The following is a 17,542-nucleotide window of genomic DNA, read 5'->3' on the forward strand; positions in this document are numbered from 1 at the left end:
CAAAAGGGAGCGAGCAAAATACAACACGTTCGCTTGTTAACTACTCGGCTCCAATCGTTGATAATTGGTTGAACAAAATCCCCGCTTGTGTGCGATTGTAAACATTTAACTTTTTCAAGATGGCAGACACATGCTGTTTGATGGTGGTTTCTTGAATGTTCATCGCATAAGCAATTTGTTTGTTGAGTTTGCCGTCCGCGATCATGGCGAGCACACGATATTGTTGTGGCGTGAGCTTTTCCAAGTTGCGAGCAAATTGCGCTTGTTCAGAATCAGTCTGATCCATAAGTTCAGTTTGGTCTGGTAACCAATTTTCCCCTTCAATGACTTTGGTAATTGCTTCAGCTATCAGTTCTAAAGAGGCGGATTTAGGAATATACGCACTCGCACCCAGTGCCATGGCTTGTTCTATAATTTGCGGGCTTTCATTCGCAGAAACCATGACGACCAAGATATCAGGATACTGATTGCGAAGGTTCGCAAGGCCCTGCAACCCTTTTGCTCCCGGTATGGTTAAATCTAAAAAGACGAGTTCCGTTTCGGGATGTGAGACCAATAACATCATGAGCTCGTCAACCGTACTGGCTTCTTTTATTTGTTCATTGCTCATCACTTGTGCAGCTGCTTGTTGCAATGCACTGCGAAAAAGCGGGTGATCATCGGCAATTATGGCTTGCACGTGTGTCATCCTCAATCTCTCCAACTAGCTCAGTTATATGGTATTTTGAGAAAATAGACAAGGCAACAAGGTGGCTGGGGATCCGCTTGCTGCCTCGTCAAGTGGTGTTAGAAACGATAACCAACCGTCAAGGAAATAGTGCGAGGGTCACCGTAATAACCAATGAGTGTATTGTCACCGCCAAGACCCGGGGTGTATTTGCTCGTATCGTTTGGTGCCGTTGGGTCTGGTGTTACAAATTGGTAGCCACCAATCATATATTCTTCGTCAGTCAGGTTTTTCGCATGCAGACCGACACGCCAGTTACCGTCTTGGCTATACCAATTCACGTTGAAGTTTAAGAGTCCATACCCGTCTTGAGTGAGCAAGCTGTCTTCTTCAAATAGAACGTAATCACCGCGATAATAATAATTAGCGTTGAGAACAAAATCTCCAAACTCGGAGTAGATTTTGTAATTTGCCCCGACATTAAACGTAACATCAGGGGTATTCGAAATACTAAAACGCTCGGACTTATCAAAGGTTAAACCGGTTGCTTGGTCGGTATCCAATACTTCGTCGAACGAACTATCAATGTAGCCGATGGCGGCATCAAAGGAGAGTGACTCAGTGGCGATGTAAGTGAGCTCTAACTCTGCGCCCTTACCCGAAGATTTACCAATGTTGCCGAGTCGTTGGTTCAAATCAGCTGACGTTGCACCCGGCAATACAGAGATGTATTGGCGATCTTTGTGGTCAAGCGCAAAGAGTGTCAGATTGGCCCGTAGCGTCTTGTTCCATTCGCTTTTCATACCTAACTCGAAGGAATCAACAATTTCAGGATTTGCTGCGGGTTCCGTCGTGCTAGCTCGAGGATTATAAGTACCAGATTTAAACCCTTGTGAGTAGCTTGCAAAGAACATGATGTCATCAGAGTACTGGTATTCAATACCCACTCGAGGCGTAAAACGTGACCAGTCTTTGTTGTCGTCAAGCACATTTGGCACCAGTTCACCTTCAGGGCGAACATAACCCGGTATCCAATTGGATTCAGGGTAAACCGTGGCAAACACTAATCCATTATTAACCGTCGCTTCTTTGCTATCTCTGGTATATCGAGCGCCTAGGGTGAGTGACCACTGTTCGTTCAAATCCACATTACCTTGTGCATAAAACGCTTTGCTGGTGGAATTGCTGCAACCGCTGACTTCACGGGTAAGGCCTGGCGCACCTAAGCTTTGACCTAAAACTTCAAGAATAGCTTGGAATTGCCCGCAGGATTCGGCATCGTAGTAGTATAAGCCAGAAACGACTTTATAGTTTTCCCCACGATGGGTCACTTGCAGTTCATGGGTTAATTGGTTGTCGTCATAAATGGCGGGCACATCGAAGATTTTGAGAGGTGTGTTATCAAAGTCAATGTTGGTGGGTGAATAGCTATCGCGTTTTGCGACGGTATATTTGAAGGATGTATGATCATCCATATCCCATCGGCTGGTTAAGCTGTAGCCTTCCAATTCCACTTTATTCCAAGTGGGCATGCTGGTGTAACTATCAAAAACACTGTCCGGAATAGGGGCGTTTGTCAGTAAACTTGGCAATAATCGGTAGCCACCTTTCGCATTCGATTTGTCGTCTGTTTTATCCCAAGCTAAACGGAAAAAAAGTTTATCAGTCGGATGCATTTCAAGCGTTAAACGCATGGCGCTGACATCTTTGTTGTAATTTTCTTTGTCTTGGCCTGCCTGTGACATTTGTAGAAATTCACCGAAGCCATCGCGCGTCAGATTTGCGTAACCGTAGCCGAGGTAAATCTTATCGGAGATGGGAAGCTGCCCAGTTATTTTCAAGTCTCGTTGATTGTAACTCCCCACCGTGCCATCAATGTTTAAGGTTGCGTCACCAGTCATTTCTTTTGTGACGTATTTTATTGCGCCGCCAATGGTGTTTTTACCATACAGCGTACCTTGTGGACCACGTAGTACTTCTATTTGCTGTACATCTAATAAATCGAGTACCGCACCTTGTGGTCTGGCGATGTACACATCATCAACGTATATACCAACACCCGGTTCATATCCCCACAGCGGGTCTTGCTGACCTACGCCTCGAATGAATGCCGTGATCGTCGAGTTGGTCCCCCGGCTAGCCTGTAGCGTTGTATTGGGTGAAAACTGCTGTACTTCAGTCATGACTGAGATGCCGTTCTCCATCAGCGCAGATTCGCCAATGCTGGTAACGGCGACGGGTACTTCCTGTAAGTTTTCCACGGTTTTACGAGCCGTGACTTCAATGCGTTCAAGTTCTGCCTTTTTTGCTCCGTCTTCAGCGTAGACCACCATACTAGAAAGTGCGGTGCTGATGGCGAGAGCGAGATATGAAACACGAGTTGGCTTTCTGTTCATCCTGTTGCCCCTGTTATTGTCATTTTGGGTTGTTCGAGTTTTTAAACTAATCCGACTCTAGGAGAATGTGTGTAAAAGTGAATTAGTACCTTAGTACTATCGGTGCTGTAGCCCTGCCACGACGGGGGGTGGGCTTGGTTATAACCTTAGTACTATGTATTTTCTGTGTAACTCGTCTCAGACTGATTATATTCCAATGCACTTTGAGGTTGCTCTTGGTGCATGACTATAACAATAAAGGAATTGGATATGCTCAGTATGGTAGGTCTTTTAGGTGGTCTTATCCTCCTGATAATCATGACATTACGAGGTGTGAATCTTTTCTTGGCTGCACCCTTGTGTGCACTTATCGTCGCATTGTCGAGTAATATGGAGGTGTTTCCGCTTAGCGAGCAGGTGAATTTCTTAAGCACCTATATGTCTGGTTTTGCCGGTTTCATTAGTGCTTGGTTTTTCATGTTTTTACTCGGTTCACTGTTTGGTAAATTTATGGAAGATAGTGGAGCCGCCGACAGTGTGGCGCGATTCATTGTTGCTAAATTGGGAATGAAGCACGCCGTGCTCGCTGTGGTCATCGCCTGTGCTGTGCTTACCTATGGTGGCGTAAGTGTTTTTATTGTGGCGTTTTCCGTATATCCCATGGCCCTCGGCTTATTTAAAGATGCCGACTTACCACGTCGCTTCATCCCTGCAACGTTAGCGTTTGGTTCAGTGACGTTTACGATGACGTCTGCGGGCAGCCCCGAAATTCAAAATTGGATCCCAATCAAATATTTAGGTACGTCACCCTACGCTGCGTGGGAAGTGAGTCTTGTCGTCGCTATTTTTATGGCACTCAGCGGTTATTGGTGGCTCATGCGTATGATTAACAAAGCAAAAGCAAATGGAGAGCGTTTTGACACTCGTCCTGATGATCCTGCCATTGCTTTACGCGACTATCCCCATCCCATAACGGGAGTCATCCCGCTTATTGTTGTGTTACTGCTGTCCTTTACGCTGCATGAAGCTTTGCAACAAAGTGCGCTTATTGTCGCGTTACTCGGTGGCGTTCTGAGTATTGTGATTATCAACTTTAAACGTTTTCGCTCAATAACCAATGCGGTCAATTTAGGGACGACAGGCGCGCTTGTCGCGATTGGCAATACGGCAGCCGTGGTGGGGTTTGGTGCGGTTGCTAAGAATACGGACGCATTTAATGCCGCTGTTGATGTAATGACTGCTATGCCGGGCAATGAATTACTCGGCGCGGCCATGGCAGTGAGTGTTATTGCGGGGTTAACCGGTTCGGCGTCCGGCGGGCAAGCGATAGCGTTACCGCTCGTTGCACCGCATTACCTGGATGCAGGTGTTAATCCAGAACAATTACATCGTATTGTGGCCATTAGTTCGGGGGCACTCGATACGTTGCCACACAATGGTTATGTGGTTACGACGATTCGCGCCATTTGTAAAGAAACGCACCAACGCGCCTATTGGTCAATGGCGGCACTTACCGCGCTGATCCCGTTGATTGGGGTTGCATTGGCACTAGGCTTGTTTATTTGGTTTTAAAGAGGAAGAACGATGAAAAGGCAATTATTCAGTGTATTTTGGCTTGTTATTCTGAGCTTCACGGCACACGCCCAAACTTTGCTGGTTGAAAAACAACGATTTGAAACGAAGGCCTTTACTACCGAATCTGGCGTTACTTTACCAGCGGTGGTGATAGGGTATGAAAGCTACGGTACGCTTAATGAGAAAAAGGATAACGCCATCCTCATCACTCACTTTTTCTCAGGAACGTCGCATGCGGCAGGTAAATATTCGGAAAGTGACCCCTTGCCTGGTTATTGGGATGCGATCATTGGCCCAGGTAAAGCGATTGATACCAATAAGTTTTTTGTTATTAGTAGTGATACCTTGGTGAACGCCAATGTGTACGACCCCAATGTGATCACCACAGGCCCTGCCTCTCTAAATCCGAAAACAGGCAAAGCGTATGGATTAGACTTTCCAGTGGTGACAATTGGTGATTTTGTGGAAGTTCAAAAACGCCTTTTGGATAGCCTTGGCATTGACAAGCTGTATGCCGTTGCAGGTGCCTCCATGGGGTCTTTTCAAGCGTTGGAGTGGGCGGTCCGTTACCCCAATAAAGTGGAAAGATTGCTCCATGTTATTGGTGCGGCAACGATGGATGCATGGACCGTGGCTGCACTGGAAAAATGGGCTTTACCCATTCGCTTAGATCCTAACTGGAACAATGGGGACTATTACGAAGGCAAAAAGCCGATCGCTGGACTCACGGCGACCCTGCTGAATATTACGCAAGATGCTATGCACCCCGTTATTTATAACGCAAGTTTTAAAGATTTTGAGGTATTAGATGAGCCGGCCATGAAGGACATTCGTGTTCTTCCAAAAATTAACCAAATCTTGGCTCAGCGTGCGGCGGTCAGAGCGTCATTGCAAGATGCAAATCATGTGTTGTATCTCATCCGCGCTTCACAGTTATTTTCTGCAGGAATGAACCAAAACCTAGAAGGCGCGCTTGCTCGTATTCAAGCGAAGGTCTTGCTCATACCATCCTCAGGTGACTTATTGCTTCGCCCTGAAGGCGTAAGGTCGCTCTATGACACGCTTAAACAGATGAATAAATCGGTGTCTATCAGCGAAATAAATGGAGGGTGGGGCCATTTAGATGGGTTGTTCTCCATCAGCAGTAAGCAAGCTGAAATTGCGGCTTTTTTAGCGGAGTGATGAGATGAAGAAGGTATTGATTACCGGCGGAGCCAGTGGCATCGGCCAGCACCTTGCGCATCGACTCGCGGCATTAGATTTTGATGTTGTGGTGAGTGATGTTAATGAAGTCCAAGCGATAGAAACAGCTCAAGAGATTGTTGCGAAAGGGTTTAAGGCACGAGGCATTGGCTTAAACATGTTGGACAGCGCACGTTTTGTGCATCTTACCCAAACGCTCGGTCCTATTGATGTACTGATTAATAATGCGGGTATCCAGCACGTTGAAGCGCTTGAACATTATCCGCTTGAAAAATGGGAAATGTTGCAGGCCGTTATGTTGACGGGGCCTGCGATGTTAAGCAAGGCGTTATTGCCACACATGCGCAAACAGAACTTCGGCCGCATTATTAACATCGGCTCTATTCACGCGCTGGTGGCGTCAAAATACAAATCGGCTTATGTCGCGGCAAAACATGGTTTGGTTGGGTTATCAAAAGTCATGGCGCTTGAGACTGCTGAGTTCGACATAACGATAAACACCATTTGCCCCGCCTATGTAAAAACGCCGTTGGTGGAAAAACAAATTGCGGCCCAAGCCAAAGAACATGGCATGAGTGAACAAGAGGTGGTTGACCGTATCATGCTGGCGCCAATGCCTAAAAAGGCGTTTATCGATGTGGAAGAGATTTTCCATAGCGTGCAATTTTTGGTCGCCCCTCTGGCGAGAAACATCACAGGGCAAACCATTGTTATTGACGGTGGTTGGACAGTGCAATAGGAGTACGTATGGCGGGTTTTGATAAAGTGGTTGATTCCTACGAAGCGGCGTTAGCTGGGCTTGAAGATGGCATGACCGTGATAGCGGGTGGATTTGGCTTATGCGGAATTCCGGAGGGGCTCATTGCCGAAATAAAGCGACAAGGTAAAAACGCACTGACCGTTGTCTCGAATAACTGTGGTGTAGATGGTTTTGGTTTGGGTGTGTTATTGGAAGACAAGCAAATCAAGAAGATGATTGCCTCGTATGTGGGGGAAAATGCGTTATTTGAACAGCAGTTGTTGAATGGTGATTTAGACGTGGAGTTGACACCACAAGGTACGCTTGCTGAGAAAATGCGTGCAGGCGGCGCTGGGATCCCGGCGTTTTTTACGGCGACAGGCGTTGGCACAATGGTCGCAGAAGGCAAACCTCACAAAATGTTTCAAGGTCGTGAATACGTGATGGAAGAAAGCATCACAGGCGATTTTGCGATTGTTAAAGCGTGGAAAGCCGACCGTTTTGGCAATTGTGTTTACCGCCACACCGCGATGAATTTCAATCCAATGGCCGCGACAGCTGGAAAAATAACCGTTGTGGAAGTCGAAGAGTTAGTTGAACCTGGAGACATAGCGCCAAGTGAAATTCACACGCCAGGAATTTACGTTGATCGCGTGATCCTAGGACATTTCGAAAAACGCATCGAAAAGCGCATGGTGAGGGGGTGACATGGGATTAACAAGAGAACAAATGGCCATGCGTGTGGCGAAAGAATTGCAAGATGGCTACTACGTTAATTTAGGTATCGGGATCCCAACGTTGGTAGCGAACTACGTACCTCCTGATACAGCCGTGATGTTGCAATCTGAAAATGGACTTTTGGGAATGGGTCCATACCCGCTGGATGAAGAACTCGACGCGGATCTCATTAATGCAGGCAAAGAAACTGTGACGACGGTGCCAGGTGCGGCAATTTTTAGTTCTGCAGAAAGTTTTGCGATGATCCGTGGCGGGCATGTGGACTTAACCGTACTTGGTGCATTTGAAGTTGATCAGCACGGTAATATCGCGAGTTGGATGATCCCCAACACGTTAGTGAAAGGCATGGGTGGTGCCATGGATTTGGTCGCCGGCGCAAAAAACATCATCTGTACAATGACGCATGCCAACAAAGCAGGAGAATCCAAGGTACTTGAGCGCTGTTCACTTCCGTTAACTGGCGCTGGTTGTATAAACAAAGTGCTGACTGACTTGGCGTTGCTGGAAATAAAGAATGGCGCGTTTCATTTGCTCGAACGAGCACCGGGCGTGAGTGTCGAGGAAATTGTCCGTAAAACGGCAGGCGCACTCGTGGTTGATGGAGACATTCCCGAGATGACTTTTTAGTCAGCAAAAAACGACGAACAAGCAGGGTAAAGCCTGCTTTTTTATTTTTCATCATGGGTTTTATGTTCTTTGGTATTAAATTTGCGATTTTTAAATAACTGTATATACTCACAGGTAATTGTACTGTATGGAAAACCAGTGATATGCGACCGTTAACTAAACGCCAAGAACAAATTTTCGAACTGATTAAGGTTTTTATCCGCGATACGGGTATGCCGCCAACGCGAGCAGAAATTGCAGATTCATTAGGTTTTAAAAGCGCCAACGCAGCAGAAGAGCATTTAAAAGCACTTGCTAAAAAAGGCGTGATTGAAATGGTTCCGGGTGCCAGCCGTGGTATTCGTTTAGTCGAAGAAGATGAACCTGAACAATTAGGTTTACCACTTGTCGGTCGTGTTGCTGCAGGTGAACCAATCTTGGCCGAGCAGCACATCGAAAGCCATTGTAAAGTTGACGCGCAAATGTTTAAACCGATGGCGGATTACTTGCTCCGCGTACACGGTATGAGTATGAAGAATATCGGCATTTTAGATGGTGATTTGCTCGCAGTACACCGCACGCAAGTTGCGCAAAATGGACAGGTTGTCGTAGCTCGCGTAGAAGAAGACGTTACAGTTAAGCGGTTTGAGAAAATCGGCAAAAAAGTGTACTTACATGCTGAAAATGAAGATTTTTCTCCGATAGAAGTTGATCTTGAACATGAAAGTTTTTCGGTAGAAGGTCTGGCCGTTGGCGTAATTAGAAATAATCAATGGATGTAATTTCGCCAAACCATCCAAAAGTGTGAGTTATCTTAGGCCCTTCAAAGCAAATTTGAAGGGCTTTTTATTTTGTTTTTTCAAATAACGTTACATAACTTGTTCATTACCAGATATATTTCCAAGTCATCGCAAAAAATTACCCATTCATAACATATTAACCTTCATTACTTGCTAATTGTTCAAAAATTGACTAATTGGTTAATAGTCGTGCAGTTGGTATAAGACCTCGGTCTCATACTATGACAGTCATCCAATAATAATAACGATTGCCTGAACGCGCTTCGTAAGGCAATTGAAGGAGACGTCATATGAAAGCGTATCGGTTTGCAGTAGGTTGGCTTGCAGGGATTGCACCAACAGTGGCGTTAGCGAATAGCGCCTACAACATGAGAGAAGGGGTTACGGATATAAGTCAGCAAGTATATGACTTACACATGACCATTTTCTTGATTTGTTGTGTCATTGGTGTGGTGGTGTTTGCTGCGATGTTCTGGGCAATTATCCATCACCGAAAATCAAAAGGGGTGACCCCTGCCCAGTTCCATGAAAGTACCAAAGTCGAAATTCTTTGGACCGCGATTCCTTTTGTGATCTTAATTGCAATGGCAGTTCCCGCAACAAAAACTTTGATTGCGATGGAAGATGCCTCTAAAGCAGACATCACTATCAAAATAACCGGATCGCAGTGGAAATGGCACTACGAATATATGGGCGAAGGGGTAGATTATTATTCCGTTATCGCCACACCTCAGGACCAAATCGCGGATAAAGCCGAAAAAGGTGAACACTATCTATTAGAAGTAGATAAACCGCTGGTTATCCCAACTGGAAAAAAAGTTCGATTCTTAATGACCTCTGATGACGTTATCCATTCTTGGTGGGTACCTGATTTTGCAGTGAAGAAAGATGCCAATCCAGGTTTCATCAATGAGGCGTGGACACGCGTTAATGAAGAAGGTACTTACCGTGGCCAATGTGCTGAATTGTGCGGTAAAGATCATGGCTTTATGCCCGTTGTTGTCGAAGCCGTGTCACCGGAATCTTTCGATACGTGGCTCTCAGAACAAAAGGCTGAAAAACAACAAGCGGCTGCAGCTAGTGCGGCATTGCTTGATCAAACCTTATCGAAAGAGGAGCTAATGGCGGAGGGTGAGAAAGTCTACATGGCTTACTGTGCTGCGTGTCATCAACCTACCGGTATGGGATTACCAGGCGTTTTCCCAGCCTTAAAAGGCAGTAAAGTAGTACTTGGTCCTATTAATGATCACATCGACGTTCTTCTCCATGGTCGTCCGGGCACCGCAATGCAATCTTTTGCAAAACAACTCTCTATCAAACAAATTGCAGGGGTAGTTACATTCAAGCGAAATAGCTGGGGCAATGACACTGGCGATGTCGTACAGCCAAGCCAAGTACAAGCGAGACTGGATGCCGATAAGGAGGCAGGACAATGAGTAGCATCGTTAATCCGCACGACCATGGGCATGATGACCATCACCACGCGCCATCTGGGTTTAAACGTTGGATTTTTACCACCAATCACAAAGACATCGGTACACTCTATCTTATTTTTGCGTTGACCATGTTTCTCATAGGTGGCGCCATGGCCATGGTGATCCGCGCTGAGTTATTTCAACCCGGATTGCAATTGGTTGAACCTCATTTCTTCAATCAAATGACGACAGTACATGGGCTGATAATGGTGTTTGGTGCTGTAATGCCAGCCTTTACCGGTCTTGCAAACTGGATGGTACCAATGATGATTGGCGCACCAGATATGGCGCTGCCTCGCATGAACAACTGGAGTTTTTGGATTTTACCCTTTGCGTTCATCATGCTACTCGCCAGTTTGTTTATGGAAGGCGGTGGTCCGGCATTTGGTTGGACGTTCTATGCGCCGCTTTCCACCACATACAGCAATGACAACACGGCATTGTTTGTGTTTGCAGTTCACATCATGGGCATGAGTTCAATTATGGGTGCTATCAACGTAATCGTGACGATTGTTAATCTTCGTGCTCCTGGTATGACGTGGATGAAGCTGCCTTTATTTGTTTGGACTTGGTTGATTACTGCATTTTTGTTGATTGCCGTAATGCCTGTGTTGGCAGGGGCAGTAACGATGGTGTTAACCGATAAATACTTTGGCACAAGCTTCTTCAACGCCGCAGGTGGTGGAGATCCGGTGATGTTTCAGCACATCTTCTGGTTCTTTGGTCATCCTGAAGTGTACATCATGATTTTACCTGCTTTTGGTGTGATCTCAACGATAGTGCCGACTTTCTCTCGTAAGAAACTCTTTGGTTATGCCTCTATGGTGTATGCAACGGCATCCATTGCGCTGTTGTCGTTTATTGTCTGGGCCCATCATATGTTTACAACCGGTATGCCGCTGACAGGTGAGCTCTTCTTTATGTATGCGACGATGCTTATCTCTGTACCGACTGGCGTGAAAGTATTCAATTGGGTTGCGACAATGTGGCGAGGTGCGATTAGTTTCGAAGTGCCGATGTTGTTTTCAATAGCCTTTATTGTGTTGTTCACCTTAGGTGGTTTTTCTGGGCTTATGCTCGCGATCACACCGGCTGATTTCCAATACCATGATACTTACTTTGTTGTTGCGCATTTTCACTATGTCTTGGTGACAGGAGCCATCTTTTCGATAATGGCTGCGGCGTACTATTGGCTTCCGAAATGGACGGGGCACATGTACAACGAAACCTTGGCCAAGTGGCATTTTTGGTTATCGCTAGTCAGTGTCAATGTGCTGTTTTTCCCTATGCACTTCGTTGGACTTGCAGGGATGCCTAGGCGTATTCCGGATTACGCACTGCAATTTGCCGACTTCAATGCCATTATCAGCCTTGGTGGTTTCGCCTTTGGTTTATCGCAATTGTTGTTTGTCTATGTTGTCTTTAAATGCGCTAGAGGTGGCAAGCCCGCGCCAGCCAAAGTATGGGATGGAGCTGAAGGGTTAGAATGGGAAATCCCTTCTCCAGCACCGTACCATACCTTTAGCACGCCACCGGAGATCAAGTAATGCATGGCGCGTTGTTGAAAAAGTTAGTGCTTACCAGCCTTGGTATGTTTGCATTTGCTTTTGCGTTAGTACCGCTTTACGACGTGTTTTGCCAAGTGACTGGGCTCAATGGAAAACCGAGTCTGGCAGTGGCGCAAGCAAGTCAACAAATTGACATCGAAAGGTTTGTCGATGTCAGCTTTACTACGCATGCTCAACAAGGCGCGCCTTTCTCCGTTCAAGCCGAGCACTTTAAGGTCACCATTCAACCCGGTGAAATTACCAAAGTGGCCTTTTCGGCGACCAACCTAAGCCAAGAAGCACGTGTAATGCAGGCGATCCCCTCGGTATCACCGGGAATTGCCTCTAAGTATCTTCATAAAATGGCCTGTTTTTGTTTTAACCAACAACCGATGGAAGCAGGCCAACATCAAACGTTTGAACTGATGTTTTATTTAGACACCGCGTTGCCTTATGAAATCGAAGAGCTGACTTTGTCTTACACCTTGTTTGATATAACCGAGCAAAGTCAGCAACTAGTATTAGAATCACCGATAGAGTCGGTGTTTTCTATGGAGAACAGTGATGAGTAACTCAGATTATCAACACTATTACGTACCTGCACAAAGTCAGTGGCCTATTGTTGGCGCTGTCGCGTTGTTCTTTATTGCCTCTGGTGCCGGTCTGACGGTGATGCAACACAACAGCGATGGCGGGAATGGGCATTATTTACTGTTTACAGGGATAGCAATTTTGCTCTTTATGTTGGTCGGTTGGTTCAGAAATGTGATTTCGGAATCGCAAGGCGGCCTTTACTCAAAACAAATGGACCAGTCGTTTCGACAAGGAATGAGCTGGTTTATCTTTTCTGAGGTGATGTTTTTCTTAGCGTTCTTTGGTGCGCTTTTCTACGCTCGCGTGTTTTCAGTGCCATGGCTTGGCGGCAGCAGTAACAATGCGATGACAAACGAAGTCTTGTGGCCGACCTTCGAGGCAATTTGGCCGCTGCTGACGACACCAGGCGGTGAAGTGACACAAGCGATGGAGTGGAAAGGGTTACCACTGGTGAATACCTTAGTGTTATTGATTTCGTCCGTCACTATCCATTTTGCCCATCAGGCGCTTGAGCAAGATAAGCGCGGTCAGGTTAAGTTATTCATGGGCTTAACGATTGCGCTTGGTATTAGCTTCCTTGCACTTCAAGTTGAAGAATACATGCATGCTTATCATGAGCTTGGTTTGACGCTGCAATCAGGTATCTATGGCAACACGTTCTTTATGCTAACAGGATTTCACGGCATGCACGTGACGCTCGGGACAATTCTCCTTACGGTCGTGTGGTTGCGCATTTTCAATGGTCACCTTAACAGCAAACAACATTTTGCGTTCCAAGCAGCAGCTTGGTACTGGCATTTTGTTGATGTGGTGTGGCTATGTTTGTTTGTGTTTGTATACGTTCTTTGACGTGGTGTGGATTGGGGTTGAAGTGGATCAACCCCAGTTTTGCCGCAATTAAAATAAAAGCAAGCACAATGGCAGAAAATAGGACGCGTCTTCCCAAAAAATAGGACATCGGCTTATCACCCGCTTTTCCACTGACCATGAGAAAAAGCGCGCGGAACAGATTGAACAATACGAAGCCGAGCAAGAGCACGATAATAATTTTAATAATCATAGAGTGCCTACATGAGTAACATTGATTCTTCTAAGCGTAGTGCAAGTTGGATGGTTTTGGCAGCTATATGCGTTGTCATTACCTGCCTGTGTCTCGCAATATGGCAATATCGACGAGGCGTTGAAAAGGAAGCTTTGCTGGCGACCTCTGATGCTGCGGTTCTCGATATAAATGCGTTACCTATGGTGAATAACGAATCGCTACATGGTAAAGCGGCCATGCTAGAAGGGCGGTGGGTAGAAGGGCATTGGTGGTTATTGGACAATCAAGTCGTGCAGAGTAAATCGGGATTCGATTTGCTCTTGCCATTTGAGTTGTCAAATCACGCGTTGATTATAGTGAATGTGGGTTTTGTTCCCGCGCAGGGGCTTCGTGAAGCGCCATCAGATCTCCCGAGCGTAGCTAGTTTAACGACAGTATTCACCTCGATACTTAAATCAAAAGATCTCAAGGGGTTTACGTTAGCGGATGAACCTGCTCAGAATCCCACATTTCCACAACTAGTTCAGTTTATTGATCTTTCTTTTTTTGAACGCCAGTTAAAGCGCCCCATATTGCCAATGGTCGCCTATGCCTCGGGTCAATTAAATTCGAATCTTACCCCTCATTTCCAAATTTCGACGATGCCAGCACAGAAACATTTTGCCTATGCCTTGCAATGGTTATTGCTTGGTTTTGCCGCGTTTATCGTCGCATTCGTTGCGTTTAACTCTCAACAAAGGAGCTTAATAAATGAAGAATAAAGCGCTTTGGCTTTTTGTTGGTTGCTGCGGATTGCCGTTGTTTGCGGCCTATATCGCGTTGCATTCGGGTTGGTTTCCTTCCGGTACGACAAACTACGGTCGGTTTGTTGAAGGCGACCTTCACATAGATGAACTTAAGCACCGGGATGGCAAACTCTGGACTATTCTTTTAAACAGTCCAGAAACATGTCAACAGGCGTGTGCTACGCAAAAGGCCTCATTAGAAGCGCTGTTCGTAGCGCTTGGGAAGCTGCAAAAAGACGTCGACATCGCGATTTTAGGTAAGGAAGACAAAACCTTGCCGTTTGCAAATATCGACAACTCACTTCAACTATCACCCGCTAATCTCTATTTAGTTGATAACAAAGGGTTGGTTGTACTCCAGTATCCGTTTGACGACGATCCTGAAACAAATCGGCTCGTTCAAAAAGGACTACTGAGCGATTTAAAAAAACTGTTGAACTACGCGCGTTCCAGCTAAGGAGTCACCATGGAAAGAAAGTATAAGTATGTCACCTTGTTTGCGTGTTTGCTGGCTGCGGTGGTTGTAACATTAGGTGCGTATACACGCCTTAATAATGCAGGACTTGGTTGCCCTGATTGGCCTGGCTGTTATGGTTTTTTGACGGTGCCAGATGAACATCATGAGATCTCGGCTGCTTTGCAGGCCTTCCCAGACAGTGAGATCGAACATGGTAAAGCTTGGTTGGAGATGATCCACCGTTACTTTGCTGGAACGTTAGGCTTAGTCATTCTCTCGATTGCTCTTCTTGCACTGCGTCGGAGAACTGAAAAGCCACTTCCACTTAAGTTAGCGCTGTCGATTTTAGTTTTAGTCGTATTTCAAGCTCTGCTTGGTATGTGGACCGTTACGATGAATTTACAACCTTTCATCGTGATGGGTCACTTGCTAGGCGGGTTCTCGATATTAACATTGCTGACCCTATTGTATTTGAGACTGAGCAATCATTTATTGTTTATCGACGAACCTAAAATCCGACGTCAATCCCGCATTTTATTTATAGCGCTGAGCGCGCTTATTGTTCAAATTGCGCTTGGCGGATGGCTTGCGGCAAACTACGCGGCGCCTCATTGTGTTGGATTACCGCTGTGCCAAAACATCGAATTATTTTCCCTGGAGAGTTTATTTCATTTGCCTGTAGGGGCTGCAAACTATGAATACGGTGTGTTGCCTTTCGAAACGCGATTATCAATACATTTTATTCATCGAGTGTGGGCTATGGTTACGCTGGTTTTGTTGGGCTTTGCAGCATGTCGAGTTGTTGTAGCCGCGAAATCGGAGTTATTTAAAAATGCAGGTCGAATAGTGCTATTTCTGTTGATTACTCAAGTATCGGTAGGCGCAGCAATAGTACACTGGCAATTTCCGTTGCATTTGACCTTATTTCACAACTTTATGGCAGCCATGCTGCTAATCGCAACCGTGCGGTTGTGCTACTTAGCTCGCTGTAAAGCGTGAGGAGATCTTATGGCGTATGTTAATTCAGTAAATCATTACTTGCTGCCAGCGATAAACCGTAGTCGAGACTATTTAGCTATCTGCAAAATAAAAGTGGTATTGATGTTAGTTATCACCGCGTGGGTTGGGATTGCACTTGCGCCAGATATGGGGCGCACTTGGTTGCAACAAGTCATGAGTTTGATTGGTATTGGCGCGTTATCAGCGTCCGCCGCAGCCATAAATCATGTTGTTGATCGCAACATTGATAAGCAAATGGCGCGGACTCGACATCGACCGGTTGCTACGGAACGCTTAAGCGCGTCACACGCGGTCGCTTTCGCATTGATATTAGCGTTGCTTGGTACGTTGACGATAGTGGTCTTTAGTAATTGGTTATGTGCATGGTTTACGCTTGCTTCATTAGTGGGTTACGCCGTCATTTATACTTATTACCTAAAGCGTGCGACGCCTCAAAACATTGTTATTGGTGGTCTTGCAGGGGCAATGCCCCCATTACTTGGATGGCTCAGCGAAACAGGGGAACTTATGGCTGAACCTTGGCTACTGGTGATGATTATTTTCACTTGGACACCGCCTCACTTTTGGGCATTAGCGATAGCTAGACGAAACGACTATGCGCGAGCCAATATTCCTATGTTGCCTGTGACTCACGGTGTAGAATTCACCAAACTGTGTATTCTTGTGTACACCGTATTGCTGACACTTGTTTGTGTTTTGCCTTATCTAATCGGTATGTCTAGTGGGGTTTATTTGGGCGTTGCATGCATTCTAAATGGCATGTTTTTACTTAAAGCATTTGAATTGTACCGTAATGGCACTGATTTGATGGCAATGTCACTTTTCCGTTTTTCGATTGTTCATTTACTGGTACTCTTTATTGCTCTGTTTGTTGATAAATGGGTTTGACTGTGAGCAAAGGAATATGGGCGTTATTATTATTAGTTTTGGCATCTTGTACAAAAGTACAACCTGAACTGGCTGAAACGACCTTATTCTATTCGCAACCTAAAGTTGTCCCTGAATTTTCTTTAACCGATCAACAAGGAAACGTGATTGGAAATGCCCAGCTAGAAGGACACTGGACGTGGCTATTTTTAGGGTATACAAGTTGCCCAGATATCTGTCCAATGACACTGGCGAAGTTAGCGGCAGCTAAAAAACAAGTAAAAGAAAAAAATGTACAAATTTGGTTTGTGTCGGTTGATCCACATCGAGACACGCAACAAAAGCGTGCTGACTATGCAGCATATTTTGGTGAAGGTATTGTCGCTGCTACGGCGGCGCATGAGGTGTTATTCCCATTTGTGCGTAGTTTGGGGCTAATTTACGCTATAGGGGATACGACTCAAGAACAGTACGCTGTTGATCACAGTGCATCTATCGCCTTAATCAATCCAAAAGGCGAGCTTACGGCTATTTTTAAGCCAGAGTTCGCTGTTGGCCAAGTTCCATTGGTCGATAATTCTAAATTAGTCAAAGATTTTAACAGCATTTCTTCGCAATATTGATCTTCCTCACTCAAATTAACTGATTTACTGCGTATTATTGTGCTAACACGTTAATTGTTTTTAGCTTTTCAATGATCTTTTGTGGCAATTTTACGATCTCAGTCTAAGCTAATTTTATATAAAACTTTTACAAGGAAAGTGCAGCACTCATGTTAAAACTTCCTTCAGAATTAGCAGTTTCGCACGTGGAAGAATTACATCAGCAGCTCTTGCATGAAATTCACGATGTGCGGGATATAACCGTTGATGTTTCTGACGTTATTCGAGTCGATACGGCGACGGTTCAATTGCTTTGTGCGTTACAAAAACAGTTGCTTTCTGTCGGACATAAAGTGGTTTGGCATGGGAAAAGTGAAGCACTTAGTGAATCAGTAAAAGATTTAGGGCTTAGCGAATTCTTAAACCTGCAAATAGAACTCTAAGAGGTTG

General features: G+C 45.5%; 19 protein-coding genes. 16 read left to right on the top strand and 3 right to left on the bottom strand.

The features are described 5' to 3' along the window. Nucleotides 1-40: 40 nt before the first annotated feature. Both NI389_RS10785 and NI389_RS10790 read right to left on the bottom strand, forming a co-directional pair. On the bottom strand, nt 41-688 hold the full coding sequence (locus NI389_RS10785) for a response regulator transcription factor (protein WP_308359894.1): 648 nt from the start codon (nt 686-688) through the stop codon (nt 41-43). A 98-nt stretch (nt 689-786) separates the two neighbouring features. Continuing rightward, nucleotides 787-3,063, bottom strand: a complete 2,277-nt coding sequence (locus tag NI389_RS10790; protein ID WP_308359896.1) for a TonB-dependent receptor — start codon at nt 3,061-3,063, stop codon at nt 787-789. 249 nt (nt 3,064-3,312) lie between these two features. Here NI389_RS10790 and NI389_RS10795 point away from each other — a divergent pair, with 249 nt between their 5' ends. From NI389_RS10795 to NI389_RS10840, 10 genes are all read left to right on the top strand, one after another. After that, nucleotides 3,313-4,614, top strand: a complete 1,302-nt coding sequence (locus tag NI389_RS10795; protein WP_308359897.1) for a GntP family permease — start codon at nt 3,313-3,315, stop codon at nt 4,612-4,614. A gap of 12 nt (nt 4,615-4,626) precedes the next feature. Further along, on the top strand, nt 4,627-5,799 hold the full coding sequence (locus NI389_RS10800) for an E22 family MetX-like putative esterase (RefSeq protein ID WP_308359899.1): 1,173 nt from the start codon (nt 4,627-4,629) through the stop codon (nt 5,797-5,799). A gap of 4 nt (nt 5,800-5,803) precedes the next feature. After that, nucleotides 5,804-6,559, top strand: coding sequence for a 3-hydroxybutyrate dehydrogenase (locus NI389_RS10805; protein WP_308359900.1), 756 nt, complete (start codon nt 5,804-5,806; stop codon nt 6,557-6,559). An 8-nt stretch (nt 6,560-6,567) separates the two neighbouring features. After that, on the top strand, nt 6,568-7,266 hold the full coding sequence (locus tag NI389_RS10810) for a CoA transferase subunit A (protein WP_308359902.1): 699 nt from the start codon (nt 6,568-6,570) through the stop codon (nt 7,264-7,266). A gap of 1 nt (nt 7,267) precedes the next feature. After that, nucleotides 7,268-7,924, top strand: coding sequence for a 3-oxoacid CoA-transferase subunit B (locus NI389_RS10815; protein ID WP_308359903.1), 657 nt, complete (start codon nt 7,268-7,270; stop codon nt 7,922-7,924). A 143-nt stretch (nt 7,925-8,067) separates the two neighbouring features. Beyond that, nucleotides 8,068-8,685, top strand: a complete 618-nt coding sequence (gene lexA, locus NI389_RS10820; protein ID WP_208842061.1) for a transcriptional repressor LexA — start codon at nt 8,068-8,070, stop codon at nt 8,683-8,685. Between the two features lie 308 nt (nt 8,686-8,993). Next, nucleotides 8,994-10,139 (top strand): cytochrome c oxidase subunit II, encoded by a 1,146-nt coding sequence (gene coxB, locus NI389_RS10825; protein WP_308359905.1) that lies wholly within the window; start codon nt 8,994-8,996, stop codon nt 10,137-10,139. Further along, nucleotides 10,136-11,725 carry a cytochrome c oxidase subunit I gene (ctaD, locus tag NI389_RS10830; RefSeq protein ID WP_308359907.1) on the top strand — a complete coding sequence of 530 codons (1,590 nt, stop codon included), beginning with the start codon at nt 10,136-10,138 and terminating at the stop codon, nt 11,723-11,725. Before coxB ends, ctaD begins: the two co-directional genes overlap by 4 nt. Next, nucleotides 11,725-12,297, top strand: a complete 573-nt coding sequence (locus NI389_RS10835) for a cytochrome c oxidase assembly protein (RefSeq protein WP_308359908.1) — start codon at nt 11,725-11,727, stop codon at nt 12,295-12,297. Before ctaD ends, NI389_RS10835 begins: the two co-directional genes overlap by 1 nt. Continuing rightward, complete coding sequence (locus NI389_RS10840; protein WP_308359911.1) at nt 12,290-13,168, top strand: cytochrome c oxidase subunit 3; 879 nt, start codon at nt 12,290-12,292, stop codon at nt 13,166-13,168. The genes NI389_RS10835 and NI389_RS10840 overlap by 8 nt, the downstream gene beginning before the upstream one ends. Here NI389_RS10840 and NI389_RS10845 read toward each other — a convergent pair. After that, the gene (locus NI389_RS10845) at nt 13,068-13,379 is read right to left on the bottom strand and encodes a DUF2909 domain-containing protein (protein WP_308359913.1); all 312 of its coding nucleotides are present in this window, start codon (nt 13,377-13,379) and stop codon (nt 13,068-13,070) included. The genes NI389_RS10840 and NI389_RS10845 overlap by 101 nt on opposite strands. A gap of 11 nt (nt 13,380-13,390) precedes the next feature. Here NI389_RS10845 and NI389_RS10850 point away from each other — a divergent pair, with 11 nt between their 5' ends. From NI389_RS10850 to NI389_RS10875, 6 genes are all read left to right on the top strand, one after another. Next, entirely contained in the window at nt 13,391-14,122 is a 732-nt protein-coding gene (locus NI389_RS10850) for an SURF1 family protein (protein ID WP_308359915.1), read from the top strand. After that, nucleotides 14,112-14,603: a transmembrane cytochrome oxidase associated protein gene (locus NI389_RS10855; RefSeq protein WP_308359916.1), complete on the top strand. Its 492-nt coding sequence runs from the start codon at nt 14,112-14,114 to the stop codon at nt 14,601-14,603. The genes NI389_RS10850 and NI389_RS10855 overlap by 11 nt, the downstream gene beginning before the upstream one ends. 9 nt (nt 14,604-14,612) lie before the next feature. Continuing rightward, nucleotides 14,613-15,602 (top strand): COX15/CtaA family protein, encoded by a 990-nt coding sequence (locus NI389_RS10860; RefSeq protein ID WP_308359918.1) that lies wholly within the window; start codon nt 14,613-14,615, stop codon nt 15,600-15,602. Nucleotides 15,603-15,611: 9 nt separating this feature from the next. Beyond that, nucleotides 15,612-16,511: a heme o synthase gene (cyoE, locus tag NI389_RS10865; RefSeq protein ID WP_308359920.1), complete on the top strand. Its 900-nt coding sequence runs from the start codon at nt 15,612-15,614 to the stop codon at nt 16,509-16,511. 2 nt (nt 16,512-16,513) lie between these two features. After that, entirely contained in the window at nt 16,514-17,113 is a 600-nt protein-coding gene (locus NI389_RS10870; protein WP_308359921.1) for an SCO family protein, read from the top strand. Nucleotides 17,114-17,262: 149 nt separating this feature from the next. Then, nucleotides 17,263-17,535: an STAS domain-containing protein gene (locus NI389_RS10875; protein ID WP_208842071.1), complete on the top strand. Its 273-nt coding sequence runs from the start codon at nt 17,263-17,265 to the stop codon at nt 17,533-17,535. Nucleotides 17,536-17,542 lie beyond the last annotated feature (7 nt).

Origin of the sequence: Pseudoalteromonas xiamenensis (assembly GCF_030994125.1) — a bacterium.
GTDB classification, from domain to species: domain Bacteria; phylum Pseudomonadota; class Gammaproteobacteria; order Enterobacterales; family Alteromonadaceae; genus Pseudoalteromonas; species Pseudoalteromonas xiamenensis_B.

Bases quoted from the DNA above. Each gene is read 5' to 3' on its own strand.
- NI389_RS10810 (WP_308359902.1), top strand. From the start codon at position 6,568: ATGGCGGGTTTTGATAAAGTGGTTGATTCCTACGAAGCGGCGTTAGCT.
- NI389_RS10785 (WP_308359894.1), bottom strand. From the start codon at position 688: ATGACACACGTGCAAGCCATAATTGCCGATGATCACCCGCTTTTTCGC.
- cyoE (WP_308359920.1), top strand. From the start codon at position 15,612: ATGGCGTATGTTAATTCAGTAAATCATTACTTGCTGCCAGCGATAAAC.
- NI389_RS10795 (WP_308359897.1), top strand. From the start codon at position 3,313: ATGCTCAGTATGGTAGGTCTTTTAGGTGGTCTTATCCTCCTGATAATC.
- NI389_RS10855 (WP_308359916.1), top strand. From the start codon at position 14,112: ATGAAGAATAAAGCGCTTTGGCTTTTTGTTGGTTGCTGCGGATTGCCG.
- NI389_RS10815 (WP_308359903.1), top strand. From the start codon at position 7,268: ATGGGATTAACAAGAGAACAAATGGCCATGCGTGTGGCGAAAGAATTG.
- NI389_RS10835 (WP_308359908.1), top strand. From the start codon at position 11,725: ATGCATGGCGCGTTGTTGAAAAAGTTAGTGCTTACCAGCCTTGGTATG.
- NI389_RS10805 (WP_308359900.1), top strand. From the start codon at position 5,804: ATGAAGAAGGTATTGATTACCGGCGGAGCCAGTGGCATCGGCCAGCAC.
- NI389_RS10860 (WP_308359918.1), top strand. From the start codon at position 14,613: ATGGAAAGAAAGTATAAGTATGTCACCTTGTTTGCGTGTTTGCTGGCT.
- NI389_RS10875 (WP_208842071.1), top strand. From the start codon at position 17,263: ATGTTAAAACTTCCTTCAGAATTAGCAGTTTCGCACGTGGAAGAATTA.
- ctaD (WP_308359907.1), top strand. From the start codon at position 10,136: ATGAGTAGCATCGTTAATCCGCACGACCATGGGCATGATGACCATCAC.
- NI389_RS10850 (WP_308359915.1), top strand. From the start codon at position 13,391: ATGAGTAACATTGATTCTTCTAAGCGTAGTGCAAGTTGGATGGTTTTG.
- coxB (WP_308359905.1), top strand. From the start codon at position 8,994: ATGAAAGCGTATCGGTTTGCAGTAGGTTGGCTTGCAGGGATTGCACCA.
- NI389_RS10790 (WP_308359896.1), bottom strand. From the start codon at position 3,063: ATGAACAGAAAGCCAACTCGTGTTTCATATCTCGCTCTCGCCATCAGC.
- lexA (WP_208842061.1), top strand. From the start codon at position 8,068: ATGCGACCGTTAACTAAACGCCAAGAACAAATTTTCGAACTGATTAAG.
- NI389_RS10845 (WP_308359913.1), bottom strand. From the start codon at position 13,379: ATGATTATTAAAATTATTATCGTGCTCTTGCTCGGCTTCGTATTGTTC.
- NI389_RS10840 (WP_308359911.1), top strand. From the start codon at position 12,290: ATGAGTAACTCAGATTATCAACACTATTACGTACCTGCACAAAGTCAG.
- NI389_RS10800 (WP_308359899.1), top strand. From the start codon at position 4,627: ATGAAAAGGCAATTATTCAGTGTATTTTGGCTTGTTATTCTGAGCTTC.